This window comes from Bifidobacterium sp. LH_416, assembly GCF_056357055.1.
In genome coordinates this window covers 74342-96098 of record NZ_JBKEVJ010000005.1, presented here as the reverse complement: position 1 = coordinate 96098, position 21757 = coordinate 74342, and the positions used below count along the sequence as shown (strand labels likewise).

14 protein-coding genes and 1 pseudogene are annotated in these 21757 nt (G+C 45.8%); 6 read left to right on the top strand and 9 right to left on the bottom strand.

All coding sequences use genetic code 11. The features are described 5' to 3' along the window. Nucleotides 1-284 precede the first annotated feature (284 nt). Nucleotides 285-1862, bottom strand: a complete 1578-nt coding sequence (locus AC1AY0_RS09980) for an MDR family MFS transporter (RefSeq protein ID WP_476523941.1) — start codon at nucleotides 1860-1862, stop codon at nucleotides 285-287. Nucleotides 1863-2420: 558 nt separating this feature from the next. On the opposite strand from AC1AY0_RS09980, the gene AC1AY0_RS09975 reads away from it, so the two are divergent. From AC1AY0_RS09975 to AC1AY0_RS09955, 5 genes and pseudogenes are all read left to right on the top strand, one after another. Beyond that, nucleotides 2421-3980, top strand: a complete 1560-nt coding sequence (locus tag AC1AY0_RS09975) for a sugar transferase (RefSeq protein WP_476526386.1) — start codon at nucleotides 2421-2423, stop codon at nucleotides 3978-3980. Between the two features lie 100 nt (nucleotides 3981-4080). Continuing rightward, nucleotides 4081-6012, top strand: a complete 1932-nt coding sequence (locus tag AC1AY0_RS09970) for a DUF4012 domain-containing protein (RefSeq protein ID WP_476526356.1) — start codon at nucleotides 4081-4083, stop codon at nucleotides 6010-6012. Nucleotides 6013-6377: 365 nt separating this feature from the next. Beyond that, nucleotides 6378-7685 (top strand): ATP-binding protein, encoded by a 1308-nt coding sequence (locus tag AC1AY0_RS09965; protein ID WP_476526354.1) that lies wholly within the window; start codon nucleotides 6378-6380, stop codon nucleotides 7683-7685. Nucleotides 7686-8096: 411 nt separating this feature from the next. Next, nucleotides 8097-9632: a hypothetical protein gene (locus tag AC1AY0_RS09960; protein ID WP_476526353.1), complete on the top strand. Its 1536-nt coding sequence runs from the start codon at nucleotides 8097-8099 to the stop codon at nucleotides 9630-9632. A gap of 386 nt (nucleotides 9633-10018) precedes the next feature. Then, nucleotides 10019-10588, top strand: a pseudogene (locus AC1AY0_RS09955) (ATP-binding protein); the annotation flags it as partial. 313 nt (nucleotides 10589-10901) lie between these two features. Here the strand turns inward: AC1AY0_RS09955 and AC1AY0_RS09950 are convergent. The 8 genes from AC1AY0_RS09950 to AC1AY0_RS09915 are packed head-to-tail and all read right to left on the bottom strand — an operon-like array spanning nucleotide 10902 to nucleotide 19471. Continuing rightward, entirely contained in the window at nucleotides 10902-11477 is a 576-nt protein-coding gene (locus tag AC1AY0_RS09950; protein WP_476526351.1) for an LbetaH domain-containing protein, read from the bottom strand. Nucleotides 11478-11502: 25 nt separating this feature from the next. Next, complete coding sequence (locus AC1AY0_RS09945) at nucleotides 11503-12492, bottom strand: glycosyltransferase family 2 protein (protein ID WP_476526349.1); 990 nt, start codon at nucleotides 12490-12492, stop codon at nucleotides 11503-11505. Between the two features lie 27 nt (nucleotides 12493-12519). Beyond that, nucleotides 12520-13971, bottom strand: coding sequence for a flippase (locus tag AC1AY0_RS09940; protein WP_476526347.1), 1452 nt, complete (start codon nucleotides 13969-13971; stop codon nucleotides 12520-12522). A 3-nt stretch (nucleotides 13972-13974) separates the two neighbouring features. Next, a complete protein-coding gene (locus AC1AY0_RS09935) occupies nucleotides 13975-14865 on the bottom strand; it encodes a beta-1,6-N-acetylglucosaminyltransferase (RefSeq protein WP_476526346.1) in 891 nt (296 codons plus the stop codon). Further along, on the bottom strand, nucleotides 14865-16019 hold the full coding sequence (locus tag AC1AY0_RS09930) for a polysaccharide pyruvyl transferase family protein (RefSeq protein ID WP_476526344.1): 1155 nt from the start codon (nucleotides 16017-16019) through the stop codon (nucleotides 14865-14867). Before AC1AY0_RS09930 ends, AC1AY0_RS09935 begins: the two co-directional genes overlap by 1 nt. After that, on the bottom strand, nucleotides 16016-17287 hold the full coding sequence (locus tag AC1AY0_RS09925) for an O-antigen ligase family protein (RefSeq protein ID WP_476526343.1): 1272 nt from the start codon (nucleotides 17285-17287) through the stop codon (nucleotides 16016-16018). Before AC1AY0_RS09925 ends, AC1AY0_RS09930 begins: the two co-directional genes overlap by 4 nt. A gap of 49 nt (nucleotides 17288-17336) precedes the next feature. Further along, nucleotides 17337-18320: a glycosyltransferase family 2 protein gene (locus AC1AY0_RS09920; RefSeq protein ID WP_476526341.1), complete on the bottom strand. Its 984-nt coding sequence runs from the start codon at nucleotides 18318-18320 to the stop codon at nucleotides 17337-17339. Next, nucleotides 18317-19471, bottom strand: coding sequence for a glycosyltransferase family 4 protein (locus tag AC1AY0_RS09915; protein WP_476526339.1), 1155 nt, complete (start codon nucleotides 19469-19471; stop codon nucleotides 18317-18319). The genes AC1AY0_RS09920 and AC1AY0_RS09915 overlap by 4 nt, the downstream gene beginning before the upstream one ends. A 565-nt stretch (nucleotides 19472-20036) precedes the next feature. Here AC1AY0_RS09915 and AC1AY0_RS09910 point away from each other — a divergent pair. After that, a complete protein-coding gene (locus tag AC1AY0_RS09910; protein ID WP_476526337.1) occupies nucleotides 20037-21458 on the top strand; it encodes an ATP-binding protein in 1422 nt (473 codons plus the stop codon). Nucleotides 21459-21757: the final 299 nt, after the last annotated feature.

Genomic DNA, 21757 nt, shown 5'->3' with positions numbered 1-21757 from the left:
TTAATACCGTGTGTATGTTGACTGTAGGATTTTGGACATTGACTGTAGGATTTCCAACGAAATTTGTTCAAAAACCTACAGTCAACGTTAAAAACCCGACAGTCAGTGTTCGGAAACCTACAGTGCTTGTTTAAAAACCTACAGTCAGTCGGATAGTTGCTGGACTGGGGGATGGACAGGGCGGCAACTATCCGACGCTTAACGTCAGTTAGCGGCCCGACGCACGCTTCAAACGCTGGCACTCGGCGAATCGGGAAAGGACACCCTAGCTCAGGAAGTTCCTACTACGCGCGCTTCAACCGTTGGCGCAGCACGCGCAGGGACACGGCATCGCGCATGTGGCCGGCACCATCTCCGCGCACCCCGAATGCCACCATGAGCACCATCACAAAGCAGATGCCTGCGGAGATACGCAGCGCCCATTGAATGCCGAAAATGGAAGCGGCAACTGCGGAAGCCCCGTTACTGTGCTGCCATGCGGCAAACGTCTCCATCAGGATCACAAGCACCGGCGCACCCACGGCACCAGCAATCTGACGCGCGGTGTTGGTCACCGAGGAGCCGGCCGAAACCTCATCCGGCCCGTTCAGGCAGTTCAAGGACCATGTGGTGATGGGCATGAGCAGGAATCCCATACCGATCTGGCGCACGAACTGGCAGATGGACACCCACCAAATCCACGTATCCATAGACACCAAAGACATGCCGATGGTGCCCACGGTAAGCACGATGGAACCGAACAACGCCACAGGCCGCGCCCCGAAGCGGTCCATTGCACGCCCGCCAAAGAACTGGGAAACGCATTGACCGATGGCGCCTGGCAGCATGATCAGGCCGCTCATCGTGGCTGAAAAACCACGGTCGGTCTGAATATAAAGCGGCATGATCACCAGAATCGAGCTAAAGGCAAAGAACGCCAATGAAGCGGTGATGGTACCCACGGTGAAGGATCGGTTCTTCAGCACTCGCAAGTCGAGCAGCGCCGGCTGGGGGAGCGGCTCGACGCCCGAAGCCTTGGCCTCACTATAGCGTCGTCCGTGACGCAGGTTCCGCAGCACGAACCACACGATGCCCACCAGGCCAACAATCATTGGCCCCCATACCGCAGGAGCCGCAAACCCGTAGGTCTCCGAGTTGGTGAAGCCGAACATCAGCCCGCCAAAACCAATTACGGACAACGACACTGAGAAGAAGTCAGCGCGTGCGGATGGGTCGTGTGAGCCGAAGTTATGCAGCCAGAACATGGCGGCGAGCAATGAGAGCACGCCGATAATCGTCATGGTCAGGAAGATGGATCGCCAGCCGTTGGCGTCGGTCTGCCAGCCGCCCAGCGTCGGTCCGATGGCCGGAGCCACACTCATGGCCATGCCTACGGTACCCATTGCGAATCCGCGTCGAGACAGGGGGTAGATGGAGAACACGGTGATCTGCAGCACTGGCCACATCACGCCCGTGCCCGCCGCCTCCAGCACGCGGCCGAGCAACACCCATATGAAGTTCGGCCCGAGCCATGCCATTACTGAGCCAAGTGTGAACACCGCCATTGAGCAGATCACGATTTGTCGTGTGGAGAAGCGACGGGTCAGGAACGCGGTGAGCGGCACCATAACGCCCATCACCAACTGGAATACGGAGGTGAGCCATTGGCCGGTGGTTACGGAAATGCCGAATTCGGAAACGATGATCGGCAGTGCCGAGCTCAGCTGCAACTGGGTGAAATTACCAACGAATGTGATGAATGTAAGAATGGCGATGGAAACGAATGCGGCTCGGCTCAGTTTGCCGTCCACATAGGATTCCTCTTGGCTCAGTACTCGCTGCAGTTCGATTGTACGATTCTTGATTCTGCTCTCTCCAGCCACACAAACTCCACTTCTGCGCTCGGCCGGAAAAGCTGACTGGCTATATGCGATGGGATTGGAGACTTTGCCTGGTCCAACCCAAATAGCAAACAACTGTTGCAGAGCCTATCTGCTGACCGTTGCCGATACGCTGTGTGCCGCCATATGCTTCTGTGCTTGGCCGGGCAGCCCCTTGGAAAGCACGAATATACACTACGCCTCAGGGTGGTCTGTCTTGTTGAAGCTCACCACACTGCAAAGCCATCCCCTCGTGCACCGAATCAAAGGGCGTATCTTCCACCCCTGTATGCAAATGGGGTCACATGCTGATTAATGCAGGCCCAATAAAGGTTTGGTAAAGCGTTTATTCGCCTAAATCACCCCGAAAAGCAACATTAAACCCCCTATTTGTGCCCCGTTCTTTGTAGGATGCTGTAATAGGCCCGTTTTCTGGAACGTGACTCGAAATGCGAATGAGAACAGCCGGTTGAGGCGTGTATGAGTTTCGAGAAAGCAGGGGCCGCAGACAGAGAGCAAGTAGTGAAGAAGAGGATGTCCGTAATGGCGTCAGCAGAACGTATGTCGCATTCTTTGAGTGGACAAAACACGCAAGAGGCGCGGACTGCTCAATTGGCTGATCAACGTCAAGAGCAGCTGTCTCGCGTATTGTATTGGCGTTTCTTTGTGAACCTGGCGTTGATGCTTATTGATGCAGCGATGTTCGTTGTGGCTGGGGCTACTGTGCTGAATTTGCGCAATGAAGCTTCGCCGTTCTATTCCGCTAGTTTCAATTTCACTATGAATTCAACGGTGTACCTTATTGTTGCTGCGATATTTTGGATTTATTCGCTGCATGCTATGGGTGTTTATCACCGTCATGTTATGGGTGATGGGTACCAGCTGAATGCACTCTTGTTTAAGAGCGTCATTATGTGCTGGGTTATTCAGTGCGCTTTTGATTACTTCTTCAAGTTTGATTTGACGATAACCTCGCTGAGTCTCATGGTGCTTGGCGGCTGGGTGTTGACTACTGTTGAGCGAGTATTTACGCGTTTGTTTATTACGCGCAGTCGTCGTAAGGGCGAGTATGCCTATGGCACGGTACTGGTGGGGTCGCCGTCTGGTATTGGCCGCACGCTGAAGTTTTTGAGCAAGTGTGAGCAGCTTAATTATCGGCCTGTGGCAGTGTGCCCGATTCGTATTAATCATGAGACTGATACCATTGAGCCGGATTATGACATTGATCAAATGCAGCGGGATATTGCCTTGAACTGGGGGACTTCGCTGCCGGTGTTGGAATATGCCGACCGTGAGCTTGCGGAAAAGATTGTTGGCATGGATGCGCAAACCGTTATGGTGACGGATGAGCTGCATCGTTATTCCGATAATTACAACATTTTCTCTGTGCGTATGGAATCTCTCGGCCTTGAGATTGCCATGGTTGCTTCTGCAGCTGATACTTCCAACCATGAGCTGTCGGTGCGTTCGATTCAGGGCACTACGATTATTACGCAGCGTCTCGCTCAGTATTCGCCGAGCCGTCGCATGGTGAAGCGCATACTTGATTTGGGTATTTCCACGCTGGCTATTGTGCTGTCGCTGATTATCACTATTCCGGTTGCTATTGCGATTAAGCTGACCGATGGTGGTCCGGTGTTCTATAAGCAGATTCGTGTTGGCTTGCGTGGTAAAACATTTGAGATGTTTAAATTCCGCTCCATGGTGACTAATGCCGATGAGCTGAAAAAGAAGCTTGCTGAGGAAACTGGCCAGACTGATCGTTTCATTTTCAAGATGAAGGATGATCCGCGTATTACTAAGGTCGGTCGTTTTATTCGTCGCTTCTCTATCGACGAGCTGCCGCAGTTCTTGAATGTGTTTATGGGTGATATGTCTGTGGTGGGTCCGCGGCCGCCGCTGCCTGAGGAATATGCGCGATATAACAAGCTGTATGCCACTCGTATGCTGGTAAAGCCTGGTATTACTGGCCCGTGGCAGGTTTCCGGCCGTTCTGATCTTTCTGCGGAAGAGAGTGAAGCACTGGATGTGGCTTATGTGCAGAATTGGTCTGTGCTGGGAGACATTGTGCTGATGTTCCGCACGGTTGGCGCTGTGCTGAGTCACAAGGGCGCTTACTGATCACTGATAGTGTACTAATAAAGCGCATTCTTGTGCTGATTTTGACTGAACAGTGCGAGAATGCGCATGCAGATTTGTTCGACGCTGCAAGGAATGAGATATGGCAGAAATGCCGAGTGATGCTGAAAAACTCAATGAGCCGCCTGAACCTCCTAGGCCGCCTGAATTAGCGTATATGACGGCTAATGATGATTCTTCTGCTGAATCCGTGGGGTCTGAAGGAGCGGAGCAGGATCAGCCGGAGCATCATTCTCGTAGACGCAGGCGTATGAGTGCTCGGCATATTCGCAAGATTCGTAGGCGTCGCAGGATCCGTCGCGCGTTGATTGCGCTTGGAATTGTTGTGCTATTCCTAGCTGGCTTGGCTGCTTGGTTTGGCTGGTCGGCCATGAAGGTCAAGAGCGAGGTTCAGCAGGCTGTTGCTGTGGCTTCCAGCATGCAGGAGTCGTTGAGCGATGGCGATACTGATGCGTTGAATTCTTCAATGAACCAGTTCACCACTCATACCCATGCTGCCTATGATCAGACAAGTTCTGTGCTGTGGAAGGTTGCTTCTCGCGTTCCGTATTACGGTGACGATATTAGTGCTGTGCGCACTGCGGTCACTGCTATGGAGAATATTGCTTCACAGGCGTTGCCTTCATTGAAGCAGGCGTCGGCTGCGTTGAATATGAGCGGTATCTCGGTGAATAATGGCAAGGTTGATGTTTCTGGCCTTACTCAGTATGCGGAACCGATGCAGCATGCTGATACTGCTGTTGATGCGGCCAATAAGGAGTTGATTGGAGCTCCTGAACCGCATATTGCACAGATTGCTGATGCCATGGAAAAAGCAAAAAATTATATGCATGAGCTTTCCGGCATGGTGCATGATGCGAATGTGGCAGTGCAAGTGGCTCCGAAGATGCTGGCCAATGATGGCTCTTCTCGCACGTATCTGATTTTGGCGCAAACTAATTCGGAGATTCGCCCGGGTGGTGGTTTGCCTGGGTCTTGGGGCGTGATGACGATCAATGGCGGCAACGTGGAGCTGCAGCCATTCGTTTCTGGTGGGCATATTCCGCGTTTCGATGAGCCTGTAGTGGATCTTACTGCTGAAGAGCGCACACTGTTTACCGACAAGCTTGGCCGCGTGGCTGTGGATGTGAACTTTACTCCAGACTTCCCGCGCACTGGCGAAATCGCTAAAGCAATGTGGAAATCGTATGCCGGGCAGGATGTGGACGGAGTAATTGCCATTGACCCGGTGTTCCTGCAAAACATGTTGAAGGTGAGCGGGGGAGTCACTCTGGAAGATGGTGTGACGCTTGATGGCACTAATGCTGCCCAGTATTTGCTGAATCAGGTGTATATCGACAAGCCTGAAGACCAGCAGGATGCGTATTTTGCTGCTGCCGCTGGTGCTTCGTTCAGTCATATCATGGCCAATGCTTCCGATGGCAAGGCATTCTTGAAGGCGGTGACTACTTCGGTGGCTCAAGGCCATATGAAGGTGTGGAGCGCTCATGAGGATGAGCAGGATTTGTTGGTCAATACGCCGATTTCCGGAGCGTTGAAGACTGATGCCTCTACGCCTGAGGTTGGAGTGTTCTTCTCTGATCTTTCTCAGGCCAAGATGGACTGGTATCTCAAACGCAGCGTAGATGTGAAGTTCGATAAGGTTGCTCCTGATGGTGCAAACCAGTATACGGTGAAAATTAAACTCACCAATATGTTGACGCAGGATGAGGTTGGACAGCTGCCGCATTACATTGTGGGGCCATTCTTGAATGATTTGCAGGCAGGCCAGATCGATACTGCAATATTCGTATATGCGCCAGCTGGCGGTCGCTTGGTAGATTGGAAAGCCACGGATGGCAGCAGCTATGATGGTGCGACTTTGCATAATACTTTGACTGTAGGTGTCAAGAAGCTGGTTTTGAGCCCTGGCGAATCCTATGAGGCCACGATTCACGTGGAAGTAGCCCCCAGTGTGAAGACTCCGCTCGACATCTACCAAACCCCACAAGTAGAAGGCCGCACCGACGAATAGCCTCAGCTTTCTTTTAGAACCTTTTAGATTATTTTAGATTTCAACAGCTTGAGCTTGTGTATGGGGGTGCTTTGCTTTTCTTTTGATTATAAAATCAAAAGAAAAGCAAATGACAAGCAAAAGAGAAATCCTTGGAATTCCGCCGTTTTGCTGTCGGTTGCCTTCTAAAAGTGGCTAATGAGTCAAATGAAAAGCGCGGAAAGGGCACAAAACTCATCAAAAGAGGCTCTTCTTTCGCGGTGGATTCGGATTTTCGTCGTTGAGAAATTCGGATTATAGTAGTTGTAAAGTTCGGATTTTCGTCGTTGAGAAATTCGGATTTCCGTTGTTATGCTGGATAGAGCGACTGGATGGGGGAGGATCAAGTGTCTGATATTGCTAATGCCGTAAGCCCTGATTCATATCGTCCGCGCATCGTGGACACCCAAATTGATCGTTATTTGCGAATCTTTGGCGCGGTAGAAATTGCAGGCACCAAATGGTGTGGAAAAACTTGGTCAGCTCGTGCTCATGCTGCCAGCATCACCTATGTGGATAGAGGTAATAATCTCAATGCGGCGAAAGCGGATCCATCTTTGATGCTTATAGGCGATCGACCTCATGTAGTCGATGAGTGGCAGTTTGCTCCATCGATTTGGGATGAGGTGCGTCATGCTGTGGATGACGATCCTTCGCGTAAGGGTCAATGGATTTTGACGGGTTCTTCCACACCGTCTAAACAAGATGTGCCCAAACATAGTGGAGCTGGGAGGATTGGTCGAATTAGGATGAATCCCATGACTCTTTTCGAGTCGGGACTTTCTAGTGGTGCGGTGAGCCTTGCAGGCTTGTTTGAGCATCAATTTTCAAGTACCAAGTCCGCTATTGGCACGCAAACACTGCTGGATGCCGTGTGTCGTGGAGGATGGCCGGAAGCTGTGGATATGGCAGTTTCTGATGCACAAATCCTCATTCGAGAGTATATCCGGCTTACACTGACCAACAGTGTTCCATCACAGGGCAAAGATTCTGAAGTGGCGCGACGTTTGCTCGATTCCTTGGCTCGCAATATTAGCCAAGCCGTAACATTGAAAACGCTGCGAAAAGATATGTATGGCATGGAGGGGAATCTCGACGATTTCATTTCGGAGCGTACGGTGTCTGAGTATGTGGCGATGTTTGAGGGCATGTTTGTTATTGATCCGGTGAAAGGATGGGTGCCTCCAGCTAGAGATCCGAAACGGCTTCAAGTAAAAGCTCGCCGTTATTTTGCGGATCCATCTATTGCTGCTGTGGTACTTGGCTTGAATCCTGCAGCACTGATTAATGACTGGCAGACTTTTGGATTCTTGTTCGAGAATATGTGCATTCGTGATTTGCTGGTGTATTCGCGTGCACTGCCCGATATAGGGATGGAACCTGTACGCTACTATCACGATGATTCCGGACTGGAATGTAATGCCATTATTGAACTTGCTGATGGGCGATGGGGCGCCATTGAAATCAAGGCAAGTGAGGACAAGGCGCCAGATGCGGCGGTGAATCTTATGCGTCTAAGGAACAAGCTGATGAAGAATCCGAGTGTACGCGCTAAGGAGCCAGAATTCATGGCTGTTCTTGTGGGCATAGGTGAATACGCCTATCAGCGAGATGATGGTATCTATGTGATTCCAGTTGGAACGCTAGGCAAATAATTACGGGGGCGAGTAAAGATGATTTCTTTACGAGCCAATGGGTGACGTCTCGTAAGACGTACCGTGAGTAGATGCGACGTGGCCTGTTTTTTGTTCCGTCATCTCCTATCAGTCGAGAGAAAATGCGGAATCGAAACGGGCAAGATTGGTTGAATCGCATCAAGCGATTTGATTTGAATCTGTTGTTTGCATCGAGGCACTTATTGATTGATTTTTTAGCGAAACGAGAGCGTTATCATTGGATTACGGGGGCGGAAGTACTACATGAGTTTATTGTGTGGTTGCTTGATAAGCGTCTGCTGCAAGATGCTGGACGATACTGTCTCGGGTAAATACCTCGCCAAAACCTACCTTGAAAAATAAGCAGTGTCCTAATATATCACCAAAGAAATAAGAGGAAGGCTCATAAACATGACGGAACGCCTACGAGCAATTGTTCAGAGAAAAAGAACCATTGCCATCGTATATCTGCTTATCTCACTGGCATTTTATGGCATGCTTATTCGCCCAGACTACGCAACGGATACATATGCCGAAGTCTATATAACAGTAAAGAAAATAATAACACACTACCTTTCTAATGGACGTCCTATTTCTGCTGTATTTTTGGCTATTTGCAAATTGCTTGACGTTAATGTAAAAGTCGTTTGCTTCATCAGTTTTACAATTGCGATTCTTGCTTTAACAATTGCGTTAATTGCTCTTGATGATATTTTTCTTAACTACATCAGTTCAAAGTGTCTACGGGTAATTATTACTGTTGTAACTATTATCAACCCATTTATTATTGAGCTTTTCCTTTTTTTAGAGAAAGGATTTATGGTTGCAAGCGTCACGTTCGCCATTCTGGCGGCATGGTTCATGCAACGATGGATGCTTGTCGGAAAAGGAAAGAGATATATCGCCTTTGCAGCGATATCGTCGATACTGTCAGCCTGCTGCTATCAAGGAGGACTTGGAGCGTTCGCGGTAGTTTCAATTGTTGTCGTTTTATTTGCATATGTTCCAAATGGTCAAAAATCTATTGAATTTAAGAAAAATGTGTTCGCGTTTATTGTGTGTTTGTTTGTTTATGGTATTGGTGCATTAACTAGTTTAATGATTGCTAAAATATCAGTTTTTATATTTAAACCACATGATAATCGTGTTACTGGAGTAATCAATTTACGTGAATCACTTAATAAAATTTATTATGGTTTTCGTTCCATGGTTCAGATGTTTAATCTCGTTGATTGGCATGCTGTAGTAATCGTAATTATTGCCACTATTGCTATTTCGGTTGTCGGACTTATTTACAAGAGGAAATATAATTTAATAGCTTGGTATGTTATTTCTGTATCATCAATATTAATAATTTGTTCAGCAGTTGCTGTTTTACCCCAAATGTTAGTGAATAGCAGCTCGATATGGTTTGTTCCTCGATCCACGTACCCTTATGGAATGTTGTTTGGACTCATACTAGTTATGAGTGTAAATTATTTCGATAGAGATATGATACGAATCGTGAAATATGGCATCATTATTTTCGGAACTGTATGGATTGTCTATTTACTTATAATGAACGCGATTATTATAAGTGATCACTATACGACAATTTATAACGATAGAATCCGTTCCTACGAAATTAATGAAAAAATAGAAGAATTATATCCAGGAAATGATCACGTAAAAATTATGATTGCAAAAGACTCATCGCCATATGACAAGGTATATGAGAAAGTATTTACATCTGGGGATATCAATATCTCAGCTTTTAGTACAACTTGGTCATATGTCAGTTCAATCAATTATTACAACGGGAAGAATTACCAATTCATAAGTTCCACCGATAGCAGCTTGATTGATTATTGTGCAGCAAAAGACTGGAATCATTTCAGTGTGGATCAGATACGGAAACTGGATAACGAGACTGTAGGAATCTGCGCATATGGGAGATATGGGGGATAATTGTTGATTGATTCAAAAGATCCTGATTGTTTTTATTGAGGATGCGAGTACTCAGATTCACCAATTTGTTGCCGTGGCTCTTGGGCAAAAGGAATGGCGTACCTAAAGGCGATATCGATCTGGATTGGTCGCAATGTTCTGGACGATTCTGTGAGGAACTTGGTACCGAAGGAGACTGACTGTGAGACTAATCCGTATCCATGCACGCTTAACAGACAATGTCTGTAAACCTGCCTCGAGCCATCTGCCAATCGCTTCTCGAGAAACGACGTCAACCGCGCAAAAGATATGTGCCGACCTTTCGCCAAGATCGCACACCTGCTTTGCGACACAGTTTTTGGATTCTTTTAGATTCTTTTAGATTCTTTTAGAATTTTTTGGGGGGCATGTTGAGCACAAGAACGAACCCTTTTAAACCGAGTGCTGGTCATCTTCCTCCGGTTTTGATTGGACGTGATCTGGTCCTTGATGATTTTCAAGAGGGATTGGATAACGGATCCGGAGCCCCTGGACGTTTGATGAGGATTACAGGGGCCAGAGTCATTGGCAAAACTGTAATGCTGACAGAGTTCAGACGCATAGCTAAACAGCGTGGCTGGCAGGCCATTAGCGAAACCGCTTCTGCTGGTATGGCTCTGCGATTGCTGTGCCAGTTGCAGCCCCAGAAAGAACTCTTCAGTTTTTCGTTTGAGCCTTCGGTGAGCGTTTTTAACGTTGGCGGCAGTTTAGGTGGAATGCGCTATGAGAGAGATTCCATGCCTTTAACGTTGCGTGAAGCCATGAGCGCTCGTCTGGATACGCTTGAAAAGCGTAGTGCTGGATTGTTGGTGACGATTGACGAAGCTCAAGCGGCGGATAGGGCGGATATGGTTGCTGTAGCAACCGCAGTGCAGCATCTTATCAGTGAGGATCGCAACTTGGCGTTGGTCTTTGCCGGGCTTCCTTCGATGTCTTCTAAAAGTGGCTAGCGAGTCAAATGGCAGGCAAATGGCAAGCGGATAACAGCTACGGTTCGAGATTAGCGAGCGGTTCTTTTGCGGCGGATTCGGATTTTCGTCGTTGAAAAGTTCGGATTTTGGTAGTTGAAGAATTCTGATTTTGGCTGGAGATCCAGATATGCCTGAAAGTTTGTACACGTGGCTCGGGTTGGGCCTGTAGGGTGTCGTATATGTCTGTCACTGAATAAGATGAACTGCGATTGGGTGCGAGGGCGAAAAACAGTTGAGTAACTTATTCATCAGAATTGGTAGGTAACGTATTTTTGTGTGTTTATAGATGTGCGATAGGCCGAGGGATAGGAGTTTCTATTGTGCCTTTATCGCTAATCTTTTTTGCTGGAATACCAGCCCATGTTGTATTGGCATCATCAATGTTTTTGATGACTAATGCCTTGGCTCCTATACGAACATCATTAGCGATATGTATGTTACCTAAAACAGCATCTATCATCAGTTCAACATTATCCCCAATTGTGGGACACATGTTATGGGCCTGTGCAATTACAACGCCACTAGATATGCTGCAATGTTTTCCAACTCTAGCATTAGGATTAACAATTATCCTCTGTGGATGCCAAATCACCAATCCTTCATCAAATACATTAATAGCGAATTCAGAACAAAACCTATCTTCTAGTCTTTTGAGCTGTATCTTGCGGCAATAATAAGCAACTTTATGATAGAAAGAGTAATTTGAAGAAAGATTGAAATGATATTCACATAGTCGTATTAAAGTTTTTATTCTATAAATAGGGTCAAAATGACGGAGTATAATGTTCTGGTGAGGTGGCTGAGCTTCCCTATCTGCAGAGAGGTATCTTTTGAGATCTTCCTTTGTGTGAATCATTTTTCCTTCTCTCTTTTTGAATGTATCATATACGTATGCCGTTTCTATTTTTTGTTGCATAGAGCGCAGCAATGAGATGATATAAGTTCATATGAATTAAAAGCCATCGAATACGAGCAGGAAAAGATAGATTGCTCATTTTTTTCAAATCTTTACGTACGCCGCTATTGGACAACGCGCGATATATATTCGTGAAAGATATGCCTTGTACCATGCATCCTCCAATAAAACGAAAAACAGATGCGACAAAAGAATCATAAGCGTAATGCTGATGATTCTTTTGTATGTTCTTTACCTTAATAATACGTTTCATTGCCGTTAGAACAACATGAATATCGGCAAAATAAGAAAGTGACGCTTTTGCGCAAACCCCATTAGGATTATTAATGTAATAATAGACTTTCTCTGATGACATATATACAGTCGAGACATGCTCAAGATACTTGAGTGCAAATTCAATATCCTCGCCCATAGAAAGCATTGTGTTAAATGTTAGACCATAAGCATCGATAATCGATTTCTTATAAATCTTATTCCACGGAGGGTTAACACGTTGTTGCAATACCATGTCGATATAATCGTCAAGAGGTATGAACCCCTTTTGAATGCCAAATAAACCATCAATGAAACCACTCTGATGTGTACCCTCAAACCAGTTCATTTGAATTAAATCTGCATCAGTATGCTCGCAAAGATAACAAACCCGTGCTACATATTCTGTAGATATGTCATCATCACTATCTACGAATAGTATGTAGTCTCCAGAAGCATGCTGTAATCCGAGGTTTCTAGCCGCGCTAACACCCTGGTTCTCTTGATGCAGAACAGTAAGACAATTATGTTTACTAGATAATACTTGACATATGGCGTAGGTATCATCTTGAGATCCGTCATCAACAACGATTATTTCCATGCGGCCATAATCTTGTTTAATAAATTTATTGATTAAACCGGAAACGAAACTCCCAGCATTATAAGCGGGAATTATGACACTGAATAAAGGCTTAGAAGTCATTTATTGTCCTCGTAATCACTAACAGAATTATGCATTATGTCGCCCATGATGAAAGATACGTGAGGTCAACTTTTCAAAAAATTCATCATGAATTACTTTTAGATACACCATTGAACCAGAAAGATATAGGAATCCACCTACTAGAATCTGGATAATTAACGTAATGATGGTATTGCCCATATAGGCGCCAATCCAATATACAACAGCAAACATTATCATTCCGATTGGGAACAAGAAAAGAATTGGCTGTAAATATTGCAACATGGGAAATGATCGACGAACAAGCATTAACTGTACAAAAAATACTGTAAATTCAGCAATAATTGTTCCAATCATTGCACCGATACTAGCGAATTTTGGAATAAGTATGATGTTTACTGCAAGGTTGGCAAGTGCACCAATAACTGAGGAAATTACATAAGGCTTATCTAATTTATTGGGAATTAAATACTGAGTACGAATGACATTTGCCCAAGTGACGAATATAAGACTAAAACCAAGGCCTGCGATTATCGGCGCACTGCCAACGAATTCGGAACCAAAATAGACTGGAGCAAGTACATTACATATTCCAGCTAATCCAAATGCAGCTCCAACTACTAGTAAGGTAAAATACCTGACTGAGATTTTATTTAAATAGGAAATGCGATGTTCATCACCGGTTCCCAACAAGACGGTAATGCGAGGCATCATCACAGTTCCAAACGCCGTAATGAGACTAGATGGTATATTGATGATTTTTTCTGCATTATCAAACAAGCCAACTTGCGACATAGAAGACATTGCACCAAGCATGACTTTATCTAGTAGCTTATAAATACTATAAGCGATTGCAGGGATGAAAAGCATCAGTATAGGTGTAATATTGGACTTAACCTGAGGCCATGAAGGTTTACAGAAATCAGCGTACTTGCGAATACGGAGCCAAAGATATATTTGACTAAATAGCATGCCGCATGACATGATCAGAGCATATATCCAAAGGTCTTCTCGAGATCTAACAAAAATAAAGATTGCCACTACAGTAGCAATCTTTATAATTGCATTTCTGGTGACTGTTACTGCAAATTGTTCTAATCCAAAGAAAAACCAAGTTATATCTAAGACATAAGATAAAACAATTATGCTTTCAATGTATGCAATTGTTTTATCTCCTGAAAACCAAAAATAGACAAAAAGAAAATAAAGAAGCAAAGCAATAACTGTGGTGCATAACTGGATAATATAGGTATTGCTGAAGGCTTCTGATACCTTTTTCCTATTATCCCGTACGAGAGCAACACTACGATTGCCGTGGTTTGCTATTCCCAGCATACCAAATAAGCCAAAATATGTAACAATGGAAAAAATATAGGAATAAGTTCCTAGTCCATTTGCCCCAAGTACTCGTGATACGTATGGAGCAGTGATTAGCGGTAAAATAATAACAAGAATTTGATAAGCAACATTGTATGCTAAATTTTTCTTCAAAGATGACATGAGCTAAACTTCCTGTTGCTTCGTGACGAATTGAACAATCATATCAATGATTTTTTGATCAATATTTGAATCAAATTTCCTAGCAAATAACATCCCTGAAGAGATAAGTGCTCCATAGTCTTCTTGTCTGAAAGTGTATGGATTGCCTCGTTGCCAATCGATGCAATAACGAATCGAATCATAACTATCGCAATAATTTGGTGTATATATCCTGTTCTCAAAATACGAGTTAGCAACTATGGTTTGCAGCATAAATTCATCTCCGCAACGTGTACGTTTGAATATATGCTCTATTTCCTTACGCTGAGACACGACGTATCGTGCGAGTTCATCAGTAATGCTGAACCAATTGGCACCTTTTTGATACTTGATTCCATAGCGGCGTCCACGGTCAACCCCTATTTGGAGCGCTAATATAAGACGGTATAATGTTTTTTCAATAATATTTTTATGACGTCCGGAAAAGAATGCATATTTTGATACGCGTTCATAGGTTGAGCGATCCAAGATATGTTTATCGAAATGAATGAATTCAGTACCTTGATGCTCATCAAAATAGTCATGTATGGCCTGTTGAGAAGCAAGAGGTAAATCGGAGCCAGATAATAGATGATAATAAGAGTAAGTCGATTCAGATGTTGCTGCTTCAAGAAGACGCAACTCACATTCGATTTGCGAAAAATCTCCCCAGCGAACATCTACACGATTGCGAAGAACTACTAACTTGGCATTCCTGACTTGCGTGCTTAATTGATGCTTAATTCCATCAAAATCTTTATATTTCGCATCAATATGCAAGAAAATGTCATTGTTCTTGTAGTCCAAACACCGCATCAGCATCCTCAATTGCTCAGGATGCTGATGCGCCATAATCAAATATGCGTGTTGAGACATCAGTTCAATGAATCCACTACAGATTGAAGATACTCGAACGAATGATTTCGAAGTGGCTCTAATTTATCAGGCAGCTGCGTGTAGTCTACCGGTTCAAACAAATCAAGAGCAGAAAGCTCAGCGATAGTACGGTATCGTGACATGAGACCAAGCTGTGTTAAGAATGAGCTCGCGCGATCATCGAGCGAGGACTCGCTATGCTTGCTGCGGATATACCAGAAGTTCTTTCGGTAAATCGTGCCAAAAGCAGTTCCGTGGAACGAACTTGTGACAAAGAGTTTTGCATGCTTGACCACATTCAGATAAACGTCAGGTCCATAAGAGCGTATGAGTCTAATGCCGTTACGCCAGCACATTTTTAGAGTCCACTCTTTTGCTTCCATGAAATACACAGGCATTCCTGTCTTCTTAGAAATGGACTTCAGGAAATGTTGGACTTCTTCGGTGATGCTGAAACAGTAGTAGAAGATATAATCTCCACTAATAACAGGTGTATCACCAACGTCGACAAGTTGTTCCCATTCGTTCTCATCAAGAAGCATGGTGGGATCTAGGCAGATAGGTACTTCGACGCCAGTTGCTTCCTTGATCCATTTCTGTGCATTCTTTTCTCGAACAGAAATTTTGTCAAAACGTTCAAGATAGTTCTCATAACGTTTTGTATCGCCTTCAAGAATAAAAGGATTGTTAGCGCCGAAACTCACAGCATAGGCGAATTTGGGCCGGTCCTTAACGAACGAGAGGTAGTATGCATCATCCGCATCAATGCACTTGATATTCCAAACTTGATCACTTCCGGTTATGAAGGCTTTATACTTATCGGCGATCGGCTTAAGTTCTTCAATTGAAGAATACGTATCAGAGGACATATGGAAGTATCGTTTTTCGAATGCTTCATAAGAATCGTACTGGCGCTTCATTTGATTCATATTGGTGGACCAAATCAGGCTTTTAATTGCTTGTTTCCAGTTTTTAGGCTTTGGAACCGGCGCGTACATATTACGCTGACCTTGGTTGGAAAAATCAATTAACTCAGTCTTTTGGTGGAAATGGTTTTCTAAAATGTGTTGAAGCGCCAAAGCCTGAAGCATAGAGCCATTATTGTGGGACGCATGGAAAGTCATCATACCGATGGTGTCTGCGTTCGTTGTCATATTGTCTCCTTAATTGATTTTGAAAAAATATTCGAATATTGATTATTGAAATATCCGCTAATAGCCACGAGAAGAATGAGAAGATAAACATAATTTTGCATGACTCCGGCCCAGAATAAAGTTGTTTCAAATAGGGCTGAGTATAGGCACATAATTGTTAATGAAATTGTATGCTTTCGCATTGCACGCAATTGAACATATCTTAATCCAATAAATAGGACTAATATCATTAGAATGTATAGAATAATTCCAATAAAACCGGTAGTAACAAGTACATAAACATAGCTGTTGTCAAGCCAATATGTTGGGTATGGGGTTAGATTCATACCATAAATTTCATTGGAAGCTAATCCGAGCCCTATCATCGTACGTGTGCTTGAGAAGAACGTTGGTAATGCTACCTCAAACAATGTTTCTCTGTTGGATTGATTCAACAAATCTGTTAATGGAATATTGGAAGCTCCAGCCACGAAGAAAACAAACAAGAAAAGTAATAGAAGACACTCAAGAAGTAATTTAAAATAACGTCTGTTGGGTGTTTCTTTCAGCGACATGAACCCATAGCAGATTGCGTACACGATCAAACTTGAAATCGCATTACGAGAGGCGCTTCCTAACAGCATGAGAACACTTACAAGAAGTACGATTATATTTAGGATTTTATGCTTAAAGGGAATGAGATGTCGAGCTTTGAGAATCATCCAAATGATAATATGGCATGCGCAAAATGCTCCTAGAGCATTGTAATGGCTAAAACCATAATCTGCTCTTACTCGACTAGAATCACTGAATACTGTCAAAGGATTAAGTAAACCGAGATCAGTTATATGAGTAGCAAACTGGAAAAATAAAATAAAAGAAAATGTATAAAATGCTGTAAGTAACATTTTATCGAATAGTCGATATGCTACTGTTACAGAGACCGTTGAAAACACGATCATAAGAAAGAGTGTTTGTCTGAGTAAGATACCGTTCGTGTATTGCGCTAACGGTGGATTAACAAATATAGCACCGAATAATATTATATAAATAATCAACAAGGCAGATAATGCTGTTGACCAATGCATAGTGCCGATTTTTTTAGTATTTATTTTTTTACTGACATAAAGACCTACCATAGATAAAGAATAAAAAATCTGTACCGCAGTAGTATTAAGAGGGATGTAATTGAATTCAGTGGTAATGGAGGCTCGGCTAAGTAATATAAATGCAAATAATATCATGCATAGCTTTTCTTGCGTGATATGGAATCTAGATATCGTTAACATGGTCACCTCCTATTTAAAGCATCAAGTTTTTTTATTCCTATTTAAAAGATTAGATTTTATGGCGTATTTTATAGGTCATAAATATGGCTTTATATAATGTTGCATTTATCAAAAATAAATGGAATTGAATACGTTTTGCTTTTGATATGTAGTTTGCCTGTGCAATGTACTGTTTTTGGTTTTGAATGATGGAAATACATTGCTTACGAAATGCTTCCGGACAAGGTACTTGATTCTTCAAGTATGAGTCATAAACGGTCAGCGCTGCAGATGCATATGCAGTATGTCCAATTACAGATAAGGACGGATAGTTTCGATCTATATAACGCATTTGCTCATAGGCGGCTTCAAGGAAATCATGATTGATTTTCTTGCTCTTAGTAATGCTGTTTGTCCGCTGGTAGTAGTTGTAGCAAGCGTCTGACACGAAGGCTACCTTTTGAGCGCGATCAAAGATTTTGAACATGATAAAGAAATCTTCGCTAAGTTTGCCAACGGGGAAGCGTATGCCATCGAAGAGCTCAGATTTGTAGAGCTTGCTCCATGCACCCATATCGAACAGTCGATAAGTGTTCATCTCTGTGATTGCATGGGGAAAGTCAAATACTTGATCAGGCTCGATATTTGCCTTTGGAATGACTGTACCGTTATCGAATACATAATTAATACCGCATACAGCAAGAGCGCAGTTATTCTTTTGGACTGCATTAAGCAATTTCTCATACATGAATGGCTCAATGAAGTCATCGCTATCCACGAAGCCTAGGTATTCACCATGCGCTGCATCAATACCGGTGTTGCGCGCTGCTGCAAGACCGCCATTCCTCTGATGAATTACCGTGATTCGTGGGTCTTTATTGGAGTAATCATCACAGATACGTTCAGATCCATCGGTTGACCCATCATCGACAACGATTATTTCGATGTTGGTGTATGTCTGCCGAATAATGCTATCCAAACATTTGGCAACGTAAGGCTTTACGTTATAGACAGGCACAATAACACTGATAAGGGGTAGTGCTGTACTGCTCATTGGTTTTCTCTTTTGTAGGTGTTGAGTGTCTGTCGGGTGATGGCGTCCCAGTCGTAGCGGCCGGTGACGTATGCGGCGGCGTCCTTTCCGAACGCGGCGACCGTGTCGGGGTGGTCGAGGAGCTCCCGGAGCCTTGCCGCGAGGTCGTCCACGTCGCCCCGGCGGAACGTCACGCCGTGCATGACGCCGTCCTCGCCCCTGAGCACGTCGGCGCATTCGGGGATGTCGCTGGTCAGGCAGCAGTTCCCGTAGCTCAGCGCCTCGAGCAGGCTCATCGGCATGCCCTCCAGGTCGCTGGGCAGCACGTACGCGTACGCGTTGGAATACAGTTCCGCCAGTTCCGCGCCCTGCGTGAACCCGGCCAGCACGATGCGGGGGTCCGATCCCGCGGCCTTCCTGACCGACTCGTAGTACTCCGCGGAATCCGAGGCGCCTCCCGCGATCACGAGCCGCTTGCCCGTGTCCAGGCGTTTGAACGCGTCGATGAGGTAATGCACGCCCTTCTCCGGCACGATGCGCCCCAGGAACAGCACGTAGGAGCCCTTCACCAGCCCCCACTTCTTCGCGATCAGGTCCGCGGCCACCGGCTCCACCGGCTCGATGCCGTTCGGGATCAGACGCGTGGACCGGCCGTACGTCCGCTGGAAGTACTCCTGAACGCCGCGGCTCAGCACGATCACCTCGTCCGCGCACCTGGCGGCCGTCCGCTCGCCCAGCTTCAGGTACATGGAAGCGAACCTGCCCCACTTGGCGCGCTGCCAGTCAAGCCCGTGGATCGTCGCGACCGTGCGGATGCCGGCCCAATGCGCCAGACGCAACGGCACGCACGGGCCCTCCGCGTGGTAGTGGATCACGTCGGGACGGGCCATGATGGCCTTCAACGTGGCGAAGAACGAGGACGACAACGCGGCCAGCCCCTTGGCCTCGATGGTCGGGACGGGCACGACCCGCACGCCCTCGTACCAATAGGGAGCGTCCGACGCGCTCGACTCGTTGTCGAACTCCGAGCCCGCGACGTTGTGCCCCCTGCGGCTGTACGCCACGACCTGCTCGCCCAACGCGGCCATGCGCGTGGCCAGCTCGCCCACCACGATCTCCACCCCGCCCTCACGAGACGGAATCCTCTTATGCCCGATAAACGCGATCCTCATGCCAACACCCCGGAGAAAATCACGCCACCCAAAAACTGACATAACGGGCGTTATCGGCTCAGGCATTGTGTGAAGGGTGCTCGTAGACGCAAATTGAATTTCAAATGTTCAAAGGTGCGGCTTTCGCATATGAAGTATGTCGAGTTGATACCACATCGCGTTGTTGATGATTAATTCCGACATAGCTGGCCAATAGACGGCACTGCTATTGCCTATATCTCAGTCATCAACTCAGTCACTCACTATCTCAGTCATGACTGAGATGCATATGATGGTTCCTCTATAAGGACAGGGATAGGCATCGAAAAAGACCTAAAAAGAAAGCGTTACTGCGCATTTTCAGTGCTTTTCTATATTGCGAAGAGCTTGTGCGCATCTCTTATCTCAGTCATATGACTGAGATAATGACTGAGATAATGACTGAGATAATGACTGAGATAATGACTGAGATGGGTGATCAGCGTTGATAAGCTCCGATGATGAAACTCTGGATATCGCAAGCGCAATACGTCGATTACGCCAAGAAGGCACCGATGACGCATTCTATGAAGCAAAGGCATGCGATATGCGGCTAAGCGCTGACGTATGGGAGTCGGTGAGTGCGTTCGCTAACACGTCTGGCGGCGTTCTGCTGCTTGGTTTGGATGAACGCAGTGGTTTCCAACCTGCTGGACATTTTGATATCGATAAGGTACGCGATCAGTTCATTGAAGGTATCGGAGATGGCGGAGTCAGCGGTGCTCGATTAGGAAATCCTCCTCGATATGTGATGAACAGAGCCTATGTCGATGGCAAGCAGATCCTAGCAATCGTTATCAAAGAAAACGAAATCGGGGAAAAGCCCTGTTATATCAAGGCTAAGGGCATTGAATCTGGCAGTTATAAGCGCATTGACGACAAAGACGTGCGCCTGTCCACCATGGAAATATATGAGTATCGCAATGCTCTAGTTCCCAGCAAAGCGGATAACACGATTGTTCCGGAAACCGATATTGACGACCTTGATCCGCAACTGGTAAATGCACTTATAGAACGCAGAGGTCAGTCTAAAGCATTATTGGGTGCCTCTACGAGGGAAGAACAGCTTGAGCGCCTCAATGTGATTGATAAGCAAGGAGCTGTAAAGCTTGCCGGTTTACTGGTGGTGGGCAAGTATCCTCAGCAGTTTGAGCCCAAATTACTCATTGATGTTGCTGCACATCCAGGAACGGAGAAATCCGAACCGGGCATGCCTCGTTTCTTGGATCGTGTTCTTTGCGACGGGTCCCTTCCGGGTGCTATCGACGACGCATTACATGCCGTAGTCAAGAACCTCAGGACTATTTCACATGTTCGAGGAGTGGGTCGCGTAGATGAGTGCGAAATTCCGGAGGCTGCAATCAGGGAAGCGATAGCTAACGCAGTGATTCACCGGGAATATCATCCATATTTCACGGGGCAATCGGTTTCGGTAGATATCTTCCGTGATCGTGTGGTGGTAACCAATCCAGGCGGTTTGTGGGGCGGCAAGACGCTTGAAAACATTGCCGATGGTTCATCGAGATGTAGGAACGTTATTCTGATGCAACTCATGGAAGAAGTTCCTGTGTCTAGCAGCATTGGCTCGACGGTGGAAGGTCAAGGTTCTGGAATCGCCATGATGGTTCGGCTGATGCACGACCGAGGGCTTCCGGAGCCGGAGTTCAAGGCGACTGCCGACCAATTCACTGTGGTGTTCCGCCGTCCTGATGTTGCCGATATTGTTGCTCGTCCAGTCGGCGAAAAAGATGCCGACGGCAAGCAAAAACGTGTAGAGCCGACCAAGCGAATGGCGGAATTCCTTACACTGCTTGGTGACGATAGCGAGAAGAGCGCACGTGAGCTTGCCGAAGAGGCCAATGTTTCTATTGAAACTGCGCGAAGAGCTCTGAATGATCTTCTGCGCGCCGGAAAGATAAAGGCTACAGCACCATTGAACAGCCGCAATCGCAGATATCGCGCGGTGTGAGTCAAGACTAAGTTCCTGATGGGGTGTCTAAGAAACGGAGTACTGAGCAAATATATCTGCAGATATATTTGCTCAGTACTATGCGTTCTGCATATGGTTGGGGGTTATATCTCGGCCAGTAAAATATCGAGAATGTGTGGCTCGAATGGCATCAAACGAATCAGATCCAATCACGGCCAGTTCCCAATCTCCAAGGTGCTTACTCATGTCTTTGCGGAACTCAGGATCAGAGACAGCGTCCCGATACCCGTTCGGACCTGGGTATTCGTGCACAATTCTGTCGCCGGTCTTTCGGTTGT